This is a genomic window from Staphylococcus sp. Y174-1, from assembly GCF_049897865.1.
Classification (GTDB): Bacteria; Bacillota; Bacilli; order Staphylococcales; family Staphylococcaceae; genus Staphylococcus; species Staphylococcus saprophyticus.
Genome location: NZ_JAFCXB010000001.1, coordinates 173,629 through 186,817, shown reverse-complemented (window position 1 = coordinate 186,817; position 13,189 = coordinate 173,629). Strand labels below are relative to the sequence as shown.

Here is a 13,189-nt window from a genome sequence, read left to right as displayed (position 1 = left end):
CGCTTCACTAAAGAACTTTAACATTAGTAAACCATATAGAATTTTAGTAGCACTTACGAATAAGTTTCAGTTTAGGTAGTATTAAACTCAAGCTCATATAACTAGACATATTGCTATACTTTAATATATGCATCATTTATGTCCTAATTGCTCTCATTAAAATTCACTTTAGATTTTACTTCGCTAATAAAGTATAAACTGCCAGTAATGATTAAACCTTCACCCTCATAAGTTTCTATAAACTTAACATAATCATCAACAAGTGCTTTTTGATCATATCTGACGTCTTCAAAAATCTCTTCTTTTGTTAAGGCTTTCGGGAAATCAAAATCAGTAATATAGAATGTCGATGCAATCGTTTTAAGTTGATCTACCATGGCATTGATGGGCTTTCCTTTAATTGCTGAAAACAAGATATCTATATTTTCTATGTTGTAATATTGCTTAATTGTGCTAATTAACGCTTCTACGCTTTCTACATTATGCGCTCCATCCATAATCATTAAAGGCAGATCTTTTACTTGTTCAATTCTACCAGTCCAACTTACGGATTCTATACCATCTATCATTTTATTGAAATCTAAATCAACGATACCATCTTCATTTAATTCAATTAATGCCGTAATCGCTAGAGCTGCATTTTCTTTTTGATGTTCACCGACCATATTCAGAAGTAGTGTTTCTAATTCATAATCTTTATAGCGATAAGTAAATTCTTCATCTTCTGAAATAATACTAATATCGCGATCTAATTCGATGCCTTCAGCCTCTTGTTGCTCAACATAATCTCTAATCACTTTAAGTGCTTCATCGTTTTTCACGGCATAAATAACAGGTGTATTAGGTTTAACGATAGCGCCTTTGTCTTTCGCGATATCTACATAAGTATCACCTAAAAGGTCTGTATGATCTAACCCAATACTTGTAAGGATTGATAATATTGGTTTAAATACATTAGTCGAATCATTTTTAATACCTAATCCTGCTTCGACTATAACAAAATCTACTGGATGAATTTCTCCAAAATATAAAAACATCATTGTTGTTATAATTTCAAATTCGGTAGCAGTGCCAAGTTCTGTTTCTATTTCTAATGCTTCACTGACGGGTTTGACGTGTTGAACGAGTGCAACAATCTCATCATCACTTATTGGATTCCCATTTAAACTAATGCGTTCATTGAAGGTCTCGATAAATGGTGAAGTGAATGTGCCCACTTCATATCCGTTATCAACAAGTGCTGATCTCAAATATGAAACGGTCGATCCTTTACCATTTGTACCACCTACATGAATACCATTTATATTAAATTGTGGATTATTCAAGCGCTCTAGCATCCATTCCATGCGTTTGACGCCTGGCTTTATACCAAACTTAGTTCGCTCGTGTATCCAATATAAGCTATCTAGGTAATTCATCTTAAGGACTCCTATGCTTTTAATTGATTAATTCGTAATTTAACACCATCATATTTCTCTTGATAGGTTTGCTTTTTCTCACGTTCTTCATTAATCACTTTTTCAGGTGCTTTATTGACGAAGTTTTCATTTGCTAATTTTTTATTTACTCGATCTAGCTCTTTTTCCCATTTTAAAAGTTCATTTTCTAAACGTGCAATCTCTTTATCCATATCAATCAAACCTTCTAATGGAAGTACAACTTCACCGGCTGTCGTTACAGATGTCATTGCTTTTTCAGGAATTTCAATTGTTGTATCAATCGTTAATTCACTTGGATGACAAAATCTATCTATATAATTTGAATTATTCAACAATGTTTCTTTAATATTTTCATCTTTTGCTTTAATGAAAATTGGAATCGCCTTAGATAAAGGTGTATCCACTTCTAAGCGTGACTGTCTCACAGATTTTATAATTTCAACGAGTTGCTGCATTGTTTCTTTACTATCATCAAAAACAAGCGCTTCGTTTACTTTTGGCCAAGCAGCTTTAACAATTGTTTCACCTTCGTGAGGTAAATTTTGCCAAATTTGTTCAGTCACAAATGGCATGAATGGGTGTAGCATTCTCATCGTATTATCTAGTACATAAGTAAGTACAGAGCGCGTGATTTGTTTCTGTGCTTCGTCTTCACCATTCATTGGTATCTTACTCATTTCAATATACCAATCACAGAATTCATCCCATATGAAATTATATAACGTTCTGCCTACTTCACCAAACTCATATTTATCACTTAATTCCGTTACATTCTCAATTGTTTCGTTTAAGCGAGTTAAAATCCACTTGTCAGCAAGTGATAAATCACCTGATAAGTCAACTTGTTCTACCGTAAAGTCTTCACCAATATTCATAATACTGAATCTCGCAGCATTCCAAATTTTGTTAATAAAATTCCATATAGACTCCACTTTTTCAGTAGAATAACGTAAATCATGACCTGGTGACGATCCTGTGGCTAAGAAATAGCGTAAACTATCAGCGCCATATTCATCAATAACACCCATTGGGTCAACACCATTACCGAGCGATTTACTCATCTTACGGCCATCTTCCGCACGAACCAATCCATGTAATAATACATCATTGAACGGACGTTTTCCAGTAAATTCTAATCCTTGGAAAATCATTCTAGCTACCCAGAAAAAGATAATATCATAACCAGTCACTAAAGCATTTGTTGGGAAATAACGTTGGAAGTCATCTGCTTCGACATCAGGCCAGCCTAGTGTAGAAAACGGCCATAAAGCACTGGAGAACCAAGTATCCAAGACATCTTCATCTTGTACCCAGTTTTCAATATCTTCTGGTTCATACTCACCTACAAATATTTCACCAGTTTCCTTATGGTACCATGCTGGAATTTGATGCCCCCACCAAAGTTGTCTAGATATTGTCCAATCTCGAATTTCTTCCATCCATCGATTAAATGTTTTTTCGAAGCGGGCTGGAACAAAATCGATTCTGTCGTCTGTTTTTTGGTTATTTAATGCTTGTTCAGCAAGTGGTTTCATCTTAACGAACCATTGCGTAGATAAATAAGGTTCTACGACTGCACCAGAACGCTCAGAATGACCAACTGAATGTTCATGCTCTTCAATTTTAATGACTAGGTTTTCCGCTTCTAAATCTTTTACTAATTGTTCACGACAATCAAAACGATCCATGCCTTGGTATTTATCAGCTTTGTCATTCATCTTACCTGATTCATCCATGACAATAATACGCTCTAAATCATGTCGATTACCTATTTCAAAATCATTTGGGTCATGCGCAGGTGTAACTTTCATCGCACCACTACCAAATTCAATATCTACATATTCATCAGCCAATATTGGTAATTCTCTACCTACAATAGGTAAAATAACTGTTTTACCTATTACGTCTTTATAACGTTCATCATTCGGGTTAACCACAATTGCAGTGTCACCTAACATCGTTTCTGGACGCGTCGTTGCAATTTCAATATAACCATTACCATCTGCATAAGGATATTTAAAATGGTAAAATTTGCCTTGCACATCTTCATGTATAACTTCAATATCTGATAAAGCCGTGCGCGCAATAGGATCCCAATTAATAATATATTCGCCACGATAAATCAAGCCTTTATTGTACATATCAACGAATACTTTTTTAACTGCTTTACTTAAACCTTCATCCAATGTGAATCTTTCTCTACTATAATCTAGACCAAGACCAAGTTTAGCCCATTGTTGTCTGATAAAGTTTGCATATTCCTCTTTCCAGTCCCATGCTTGCTCCAAGAATTTTTCTCTTCCTAAATCATGTCGAGATAAACCTTGTTCATTTAATTTTGCTTCTACTTTAGCTTGTGTCGCAATGCCTGCATGATCCATGCCTGGCAGATATAAGGTATCGTAACCCTGCATGCGTTTCATACGTGTCAATATATCTTGTAATGTTGTATCCCAAGCATGACCAAGATGTAATTTACCAGTTACATTTGGAGGCGGAATAACGATTGTGTATGTTTCTTTAGATTGATCATCTTTTGCTTTAAAATATCCACTGTTTACCCATTGGTCATAACGTCCAGACTCAACTTCCCTTGGATTATATTTTGGTTTCATTTCCATGTGTTAAAATCCTCCTTAAAAATAAAAATATCCGCCCTATCAAAATAGGACGGATATTCCGTGGTACCACCTAAATTCAAGAAATTACAAACTAATTTCAAGCACTTAATTACATGATTAACGCTCAAGCACGCTTTAACCTATTAAACAGATATCTTCATATGATTAGTGTTCAGTTAAAGTTCAATGTGGGCTACCTTCAATAAGTTAAATTGTACATTTTCAGCATTCTTGTACTCTCTGTTAAATTCAAGCCTATTTACTCTTCCCAGTAGACAATATTTATTTACTTAATTATAGTATAATGGATGTTAAAATAAGTCAATAAAATGGAGTGAAATTTATGAACGACTGTGCATTTGGTACCAAAGATCCAATCTATTTAAAATATCATGACGAAGTATGGGGGCAACCACTATATGATAGTCTCAAATTGTTTAAACTCTTAGCACTAGAATCTCAACATGCTGGTCTTTCATGGTTAACAATATTAAAGAAAAAAGAATCCTATGAACAAGCATTTTATGATTTCGATCCTCATCAAATTGTAAAAATGACAGATAAGGATATTGATCAATTAATGACTTTCCCTAATATCGTACATAACAGAAAAAAATTAGAAGCAATTGTAAGTCAAGCAAAAGGTTACTTTGAAATTGAAAAAGACTACGGTAGTTTCAGTGATTATTTATGGTCAACTGTTGATTATGAACCCATTAATTGTGGTTACAAACAACCTAGTGACCGAATTACTGTAGATGAACGTGCAACAAAACTTTCAAAATCTTTAAAAAGTTATGGGTTCAAATTTTTAGGTCCAGTAACAGTTTTTTCATTTTTAGAGGCTGCTGGATTGTATAATGCGCATTTGCAGTCTTGTCCAAACAATCCGATTTATAACCATAACTAAATAATTAGATGATTAAAATTTGTTAAACTAAATTACTTGTAAAAGTGACTCGTATATATTCATAACCTATATGCTTATTTTTAAATAAAAAAATACTTTTCAATGATTTCATTTGTTATAAGTAAAATGAAATCATTAAAAAGTACATCGCTGTTTCATAATGTAATTAATAGATTATTTATTTTGTTGGCTTTCTGAATGCCACCATAATGAATCCTTAGGGTTTTCAACAGCTATTTTAAATTCTTTTTCATTAGAAACAGTTGGATAAGAGCCTTTTAAAGACTGTTTTGAAGTGTCTTTAAATAAAAACACGACAACTATAAGGCCAATAATACTCACTATTAACCAATAAAAGCCTGGGGCAATGTTGTTTCCAGTTTCATGTACCAACCATGTCGCTACTAAAGGTGTCGTACCACCAAACACAGACACTGAAATGTTAAATGTCCAAGACAGTGTTCTATAACGAACATTTGAAAAGAATAGTGTCGGTAGTGTGCCTGGCATTGTGCCTTCGTAGACTGATAATACGATACCGATCATTAGTAGACCTATAAATAAGAATATTAAGTTACCCATATTTAAAAATTGGAATGAAATTAATGATAATCCCCTTAAAATGTCTGATTATTATTTTATGCATTTTGTTTTCATTAAAAAATAACCTTCTATTCATAGAAGGTTATTTGTGAACATATTTCATTTTAAAATACCTAATCAAACTCAATAGTAAATCAATAAATTCTAATAGCTCTAAGAATGTGATCTATCTATATATTTGAGTAAATGACCTAATAAAGGTGCAATTAAGAATAAAATAAAGAATATCCTAAAAATATGATAACTCGATATCAGCGCCACATCGGCACCTGTTTCAATTGCTACTAATACGATTTGGCTCATGCCACCAGGTGCAGCACCAAGGAACAATTCATTTACAGAATGATTAGACACCATCGAAATTAGCAACACCATGATAAAGGCAAGTAATATCAAAAGTACATTTTGAAATGCAATCGCAACTGCAATTCTCCCTTTCATTTGATCTAGCAACTTAGCTATTTGTAGACCAATGCGAATCATATAGATCACCTGGGCCGACGCAATAATATAATTATCTAGAGTAAATGTTACACCTGTAATTAAATTCCAACTAATAAGTACTATAATCGGTGCTAGTAACTGTTTCGTTGGAAAATTAATCTTACTCATTATGATATAAACAATAAAAACTGCTAATGCTAAAAGTAATATTTGGGGAATTGATACTGCATCTGTCAGTACCTTCGTTGTCGCCTTTTCAGGGCTACCATTACTACCATTATCTCTGAAAAAGTAAGAAATAAATGGTACTAGAATAACTACAAAAATAATCCTTGAAGTTTGTGTCAAACTGACTACCATAATATTTGCTCTTTTATTTTCTTCCGCCATGATTAACATTTGACTTAAAGCCCCTGGAATCACACTAAGAATAGCAGTTTCCGTATTAACTTTGGCAATTTTTTTGAAAAAGAATGCTATCACTAATGCTAGGGCTAACAACATGACAGTAATCAAAATAATCGTTAACCAATCATCTTTAATATCTAATATTACATTTTTAGTGAAAGTTGAACCAATTTGAACACCTAGCAAAACCAAACCTATCTGACTAAGCCAAAATGGCCATTCAATCTCTAGACGAAAGACCCTCACACAAATCACACTTGCAATAATAGGACCAAACATGAATGGCAACAATATATGCGCTGCGTTTAATATCAAACTTAATATCACGGCGAACAGTAATACGATCATATTATTTCTTAATTGCTTATTCATGTTCTCACAACTTTCATCATTATCGTCAATCACAGTAAATCCAAATAAAATGCCCGCTCAACACATTGGTTGCTCGGGCATCATTTAAACTTTATACAATTCGACTTAATGCTGTATCAAATGCTTGTATGGTTTTGTTAATATCTTCTTCAGTATGTGAAGTAGAAAGGAACGTTCCTTCAAATTGTGAAGGTGGTAAAAATACGCCCTCTTTTGCCATTTCTCTATACATTTGGCTAAACATTTCTAAATCGCTATTGTTAGCTTGTTCAAAATTCGTTACTGGCCCTGCATTTAAGAAATATCCTATCATAGAACCAGCACGATTTACAGTGATTGGCACATTATGTTTGGCAAAAACATCTTTTAAGCCTTGCTCTAGTAAATCACCTAATTTATTGAAATAGTCATACGTTTCAGGTGTTAATTGACTTAATGTTTCGTAGCCGCTCGTCATGGCTAATGGATTACCGGATAATGTACCAGCTTGATAAATATCACCTGTTGGGGCAATTTGATCCATAATTTCTTTTTTACCTCCGAATGCACCTACTGGCAATCCACCACCGATTACTTTACCTAAGCAAGTTAAATCAGGAGTGACATCGAAGTATCCTTGTGCACAGTTATATCCTACACGGAATCCAGTCATTACCTCATCGAAAATCAATAACGAACCATACGCTGTTGTGATATCTCTTAAGCCTTGTAAAAAACCTTCAACTGGAGGTACCACACCCATGTTACCAGCTACAGGCTCAACAATTACGCCTGCGATATCGTCACCGAATTCTTCAAACGCAACTTTGATTGCATCTAAATCATTATAAGGTACTGTAATTGTGTTTTTTGCAATACCTTCTGGCACACCCGGTGAATCAGGTAATCCAAGTGTTGCTACACCAGAACCAGCTTTTATTAATAGTGAGTCACTATGACCATGGTAACAACCTACAAATTTCACAATTTTATTTCTACCTGTATAACCACGAGCCAAGCGTAATGTATCTAACGTCGCCTCAGTACCTGAAGATACCATACGCACTTTTTCTATAGATGGTACACGTTCGATAACAAGTTCAGCTAATTTATTCTCCTGTAATGTTGAAGCACCAAAACTTGTTCCTTTGTCCACCGCTTCATGTATCTTTTCAATGACTTGTTTATTTTTGTGTCCTAAAATTAAAGGACCCCAACTTAATACATAATCGATGTATTCATTACCATCAATATCATAAATTCTTGAACCTTCACCATGATCCATAAATATGGCTGGTGTATCAACAGATTTAAATGCTCTTACTGGACTGTTTACACCACCAGGCATTAATTCTTCGGCTTTAGCCATTGCTTTTTCTGAGTTACTGTAACGCATTCACATAACCTCCTAATCACTATTGTTCGTCTAAATAACGACAAATATCTTTTGAAAAATACGTAATAATCATATCCGCACCAGCACGTTTCATGGAAGTCATTTGTTCCATAACAACTGCTTTTTCGTCTATCCAACCATTCAATGATGCGGCTTTAGTCATACTGTACTCACCACTTACATTATATGCAACAACTGGAACGTTCGTAGTATTTCTAACATCTCTAATAATATCTAAGAAGCTAAGGGCTGGCTTAACAATCATCATATCTGCGCCCTCACGTAAATCACTATCTAGTTCTCTCAATGCTTCTCTACGATTAGCTGGATCCATTTGATAAGTCTTACGATCTCCAAACTGTGGTGTTGATTCTGCAGCATCACGGAAAGGACCAAAGAAACTTGATGCATATTTAATTCCGTAACTCATAATTGGGACATTATAATATCCAGCGTCATCTAGACCTGCTCTGATTTCAGCAACAAAGCCGTCCATCATATTACTAGGTGCAATGATATCCGCACCAGCTTCAACTTGTGATATAGCTGTTTTCACTAATAATGGTAGTGATTTATCGTTATCTACATCTTTCGTTTGTTCATTAATGACACCACAATGACCGTGGTCTGTATATTCACATAAGCATGTATCTGCAACAACTAATAAGTCATCATACATAGCCTTTGCTTTTCTTGTAGCTTCTTGAACAATCCCATTATGATCATATGCACCTGTTCCTATAGCATCTTTTTCATTTGGAACGCCGAAAAACATAACACCTCTAATGCCTAAATCATATGCTTCTTTAATTTCTTCGTCTAATACATTTAAGCTTAATTGGTAAACGCCAGGCAATGATTTAATTTCTTCTTTAACATTATCACGTTCTACTACAAAGATTGGATAAATTAAATCTTCTTTGTTCACATGTGTTTCTCTAACTAAATTTCTCATTGATTTACTACTACGTAAACGTCTATGTCTATCAAATTGCATTTTCTTCCCAACTTTCTAAAATTTTATTAACTAAAGCATCTAATGTCTGTATATCAGCAACGATACCTTGTTTTTGATAATGATTCAATGTATCCAGCGTTTGTTGCCCTATCACAAAATAATTATTAAATGATACGTTTTGATTATCTTCAAAAAAATAACGCACTGCGGATGAACTTGCGAATGTAATTGCATCCACTTTGCCTTGCTCAATCAACATTTTAACATGCTTAATATGCTTTGTATGTGGCACAGGCTCATATAAATCAATCTTTTGAACATTATAATTTTGTTGTTTCAATCCTTCTTCAAGCGTGGACCTAGCAGCTGCGCTAGAAGGTAATAAAATATTGCTTTGTTCATGTGTTTTAAATGCTTTCAGAAATCCTTCTTGCGAATAGTCTTTAGGACAAAATGATACTTTCAATCCAATTGAAGTACAATAATCTGCAGTTTTTTCACCAATCACAGCAATTTTTTTGTAATTCAGTTTAGATAAGTAGGGTTTGAAGTATTCCACAGCTTTTTTGGACGAAAAAATAAGCCAGTCATAATTAACATCGAGTAAATTCAGATTAAATGATAACGGTTCTACATTTATGAAAGGTTTATGTAGTATACATACATCTGATTTATAAAATTCACTCGTTTGAGTCATTACTATAACTGGTCTCATTTATTTTCACCTCGAAGTATTATTGTTCTTCGTTTAGTGCTTTAATTATTTCATACGCGCCTTGTTCATTTAATACTTTAGTCACTTCTTCACCTAATGCAACGGGATCTATGCCACGTACAGTGTGCTGATATCGTTCTTTACCATCTGGAGACATGATTAACCCTGTAAATTCGATTGTGCCATCAGCTTCTTTTGTTGCATAGCCACCGATTGGCACCTGACAACTACCATTCATTCGAGTTAAGAACGTACGTTCAGCAGTGACACAATCAGCAACATCTTGATTATGAACTTTGCTCAATAGTGATAAAAGGGTCTCATCATCTGAACGACATTCAATGCCTAATGCACCTTGACCTATTGCTGGAATTAATGTTTCTTTGTCTAAATAGCTCGTGACGATATCATCAGACCAACCCATACGTTTTAATCCGGCAGCAGCTAGAATGATTGCATCATAATCTTCTGTTTCAAGTTTATTTAAACGAGTATCAATATTTCCTCGTATCCATTTAATTTGTAACTTAGGATATTTTGCAAGAATTTGTGCACCTCTGCGTAACGAACTTGTTCCCACAATGCTATTATCAGGAAGTTCATTTAAAGGAACATGATTTTTTGCAATATATGCATCGTATGGATTTTCACGGTCAGGGATACACCCTAAAGTTAACCCATCAGGAATGACGCTAGGTACATCTTTCAAAGAATGTATCGCCATATCGATGCCATGATTAAATAATTCATTTTGAATTTCTTTCACAAAAAGGCCTTTTCCGCCTACTTTCGATAATTGTTTATCTACGATGAGGTCACCCTTTGTCACTATTTCTTTAATTTCTATTTCTAAACTTGGGTCAATAGCTTTTAATTTATCTATAAATTGTCGACTTTGTGTTAAAGCCAATTTACTTCTTCTTGAACCAACGACTAACTTACGCATTTTGCGTAACCTCCTAGCAATTTAGCGTTTCATCATTTATATTTAGTATCTCTTTAAATCCCAGTCCATTGATGAAAATCAGAAACATGGGAAGTGAATAATAAATTAATCATGTTTAAACAAAATAGAATGATATTAATATAAATCAACTTATGTTTTGATATCGACTGCCTTACTCTTAATAATAAGTATAAACCATACAATATCGTAATAATTACAGACATAATTACTTTCGGATCTACAAAAATATCCATCCCAATCGTATTGATGCCCCATTGAGCACCTAAAATAATGCTTAATATGATAAATAAAAAACCCACTAAACTATTATAAAATACAACTTTTTCAAGTGTAGCTACACTACTAATTCTAAAGTATTTTTGAGTAAATCGCTTTTGTTTCAAATTTTTAAATTGAATTAAGTATAAAATGCTATTCACAAATGCAAAGGCAAAAACAGCATAACTTATTATCGCAAACGTTACGTGTACAATAAGTAATTCATTGATTACATTCAATTTTTCACCAGCACCTTGATAGTGCATAGGTTGAAATGTACTAATTGCGATAAAAACGAAGCCAATTATATTAAATAAGAAAATGGATATATTGACTTGTTTAATCACACTAATCACGATTGATATCGAAATAATCAACCACGCAAGTGCAAATAATACATCAAAAACATTGCCCAATGGCACTTGATTTGTTGCGGTTACGTAAAAAGATAAGGAGATTGTTTGTAACACCCAAACAATCCCCAATGTAACAAATCCAATGTTTCTAATCTTATAAAACCTTTTAATAAAATCAAAAAAATAACAAGCAATACTAAATAGATAAATTAATAATATTAGTTCATTTAACCTTATGAATAATAGTTCTTGCATATTATCACCATTTGCTAATGCTTATTCAAAACTTAAGATTTGACCTGTTTTCATATTGTTCTTTTGCTTTTTAGCTTCATATGCATTTTCAGCTTCAATATCAAATATGTTTTGAAATAGCTCTAATTTTTCGTTACTTTTCTTATCACTACTCAATTCTTTAGCTTGTTTTATAGGATCTTTCAACATTTGGTTTATAATGCTTTTTGTATGTTTTGAAATGATTTTGCGTTCTCTTTCAGATAATCCAGGTAATTTTCTGTCTATACTATCCATTGTATCCTCTTGAATTGACATGGCTTTTTCTCTAAGTGCGCGAATAACTGGCACAACGCCTAACATATTAACCCATTCATTATGTGCTTCAATTTCATTTGGAATGTTTTGTATAATTTGTTCTGCTGCTAGTTGTCGTTCTCTCAGATTAGCATCTACTAAACCTTTCAAATCATCAACATCATAGCTAAACATATCGTGGATTGTATCTATATTCGGTTCAATGTCCCTAGGAACCGCAATATCAATCATTACTAATGAATCGTGTTTACGTTCAGTGCTAATAGATTGCAACATTTCATTTGTCACAATATAATTTTCTGAACTTGTTGAACTTATTACTATATCTACGTCTGCTAAAAGTCTTGGTAATGATTCCATTGGTTCAAATTTAACATGATGTTTCATTGCTAAATCTTGAGCTTTACTCAATGTTCTATTTACAATTGTGATATCAGTTACACCTGAACCAATTAAATTTAAGAGTGATAATTCACTCATATCCCCTGCACCTATAATTAAAGCTTGCTTATTATTGACTTTGCCAAACACTTTTTTACTTAGTTCAACAGCCGCATACGAAACACTTACTGCATTATCAGCAATATCAGTCTCATTATGTGCTTTCTTCGCAAAAGTAATTGCTTGTTTAAATAGATGATTAAAGATAGTGCCTGTTGTATCTTCTTCTTGAGCTAAAAAGAATGCGTTTCTAATTTGCCCTAGAATTTGTGTCTCACCTAGTACAACAGAATCTAAACCTGAAGTGACTTGCAATAAATGTTTTACTGCTTCGTCCCCCACTTTTACTTCAGTCATATCTTTAATATCCTCAACATCTAATCCAAATGATCTCGCTAAAAATCTCTGTATATAATAGCGACCCGTATGAATTTGATCTGCAACAGCATATACTTCTGTTCGGTTACAAGTTGATAGTATAACGTTTTCTAAAATAGATTTCGTTTCATATAAATCAACATTGGCTGAACGCATGGCATCATCTTTGAAAGCAACTTTTTCTCTAAGTGCTACATCTGCAGTACGATGATTAATGCTTACCGCAATTAAATGCATTTATAACGCCCTCCATACATATTACAATAAGTTTATTATAACACAATTATGACATGCGTTAAGTAACTCGTCCTGTAAATTAGAAGAATTATAATCTGTAGTCATATTGTTGTCATAATTATACTTAATTTTCTATTATATGTAATGATAAAAAG

10 protein-coding genes, 1 pseudogene and 1 other annotated feature are annotated in these 13,189 nt (G+C 33.5%); of the genes and pseudogenes, 1 reads left to right on the top strand and 10 read right to left on the bottom strand.

Annotation, left to right across the window (positions count from 1 at the left end; all coding sequences use genetic code 11):
• Nucleotides 1-143: 143 nt before the first annotated feature.
• Both ACP7BT_RS00995 and ACP7BT_RS00990 read right to left on the bottom strand, forming a co-directional pair.
• On the bottom strand, nt 144-1,418 hold the full coding sequence (locus tag ACP7BT_RS00995) for a bifunctional folylpolyglutamate synthase/dihydrofolate synthase (RefSeq protein WP_037538309.1): 1,275 nt from the start codon (nt 1,416-1,418) through the stop codon (nt 144-146).
• Between the two features lie 11 nt (nt 1,419-1,429).
• Nucleotides 1,430-4,060 carry a valine--tRNA ligase gene (locus tag ACP7BT_RS00990; protein WP_326029951.1) on the bottom strand — a complete coding sequence of 877 codons (2,631 nt, stop codon included), beginning with the start codon at nt 4,058-4,060 and terminating at the stop codon, nt 1,430-1,432.
• A 42-nt stretch (nt 4,061-4,102) separates the two neighbouring features.
• Nucleotides 4,103-4,345: a binding site (T-box leader), on the bottom strand.
• 58 nt (nt 4,346-4,403) lie between these two features.
• Between ACP7BT_RS00990 and ACP7BT_RS00985 the strand changes: the two genes are divergently transcribed.
• The gene (locus ACP7BT_RS00985) at nt 4,404-4,970 is read left to right on the top strand and encodes a DNA-3-methyladenine glycosylase I (protein WP_002483079.1); all 567 of its coding nucleotides are present in this window, start codon (nt 4,404-4,406) and stop codon (nt 4,968-4,970) included.
• Nucleotides 4,971-5,144: 174 nt separating this feature from the next.
• Here ACP7BT_RS00985 and ACP7BT_RS00980 read toward each other — a convergent pair.
• From ACP7BT_RS00980 to hemA, 8 genes and pseudogenes are all read right to left on the bottom strand, one after another.
• Nucleotides 5,145-5,579 (bottom strand): annotated as a pseudogene (locus tag ACP7BT_RS00980) (MFS transporter); the annotation flags it as partial.
• A 147-nt stretch (nt 5,580-5,726) separates the two neighbouring features.
• Nucleotides 5,727-6,797, bottom strand: coding sequence for an AbrB family transcriptional regulator (locus tag ACP7BT_RS00975; RefSeq protein WP_037538355.1), 1,071 nt, complete (start codon nt 6,795-6,797; stop codon nt 5,727-5,729).
• A gap of 91 nt (nt 6,798-6,888) precedes the next feature.
• A complete protein-coding gene (gene hemL, locus ACP7BT_RS00970; RefSeq protein WP_002483076.1) occupies nt 6,889-8,172 on the bottom strand; it encodes a glutamate-1-semialdehyde 2,1-aminomutase in 1,284 nt (427 codons plus the stop codon).
• Nucleotides 8,173-8,191: 19 nt separating this feature from the next.
• Nucleotides 8,192-9,169, bottom strand: coding sequence for a porphobilinogen synthase (hemB, locus tag ACP7BT_RS00965; RefSeq protein ID WP_002483075.1), 978 nt, complete (start codon nt 9,167-9,169; stop codon nt 8,192-8,194).
• Nucleotides 9,159-9,845 carry a uroporphyrinogen-III synthase gene (locus tag ACP7BT_RS00960; protein WP_011302931.1) on the bottom strand — a complete coding sequence of 229 codons (687 nt, stop codon included), beginning with the start codon at nt 9,843-9,845 and terminating at the stop codon, nt 9,159-9,161. Before ACP7BT_RS00960 ends, hemB begins: the two co-directional genes overlap by 11 nt.
• Nucleotides 9,846-9,864: 19 nt before the next feature.
• Entirely contained in the window at nt 9,865-10,791 is a 927-nt protein-coding gene (gene hemC, locus ACP7BT_RS00955) for a hydroxymethylbilane synthase (protein WP_002483073.1), read from the bottom strand.
• Between the two features lie 53 nt (nt 10,792-10,844).
• Nucleotides 10,845-11,681, bottom strand: coding sequence for a cytochrome c biogenesis protein CcsA (gene ccsA, locus ACP7BT_RS00950; RefSeq protein WP_041079988.1), 837 nt, complete (start codon nt 11,679-11,681; stop codon nt 10,845-10,847).
• A 21-nt stretch (nt 11,682-11,702) separates the two neighbouring features.
• Nucleotides 11,703-13,034 (bottom strand): glutamyl-tRNA reductase, encoded by a 1,332-nt coding sequence (gene hemA, locus ACP7BT_RS00945; RefSeq protein WP_002483071.1) that lies wholly within the window; start codon nt 13,032-13,034, stop codon nt 11,703-11,705.
• Nucleotides 13,035-13,189: the final 155 nt, after the last annotated feature.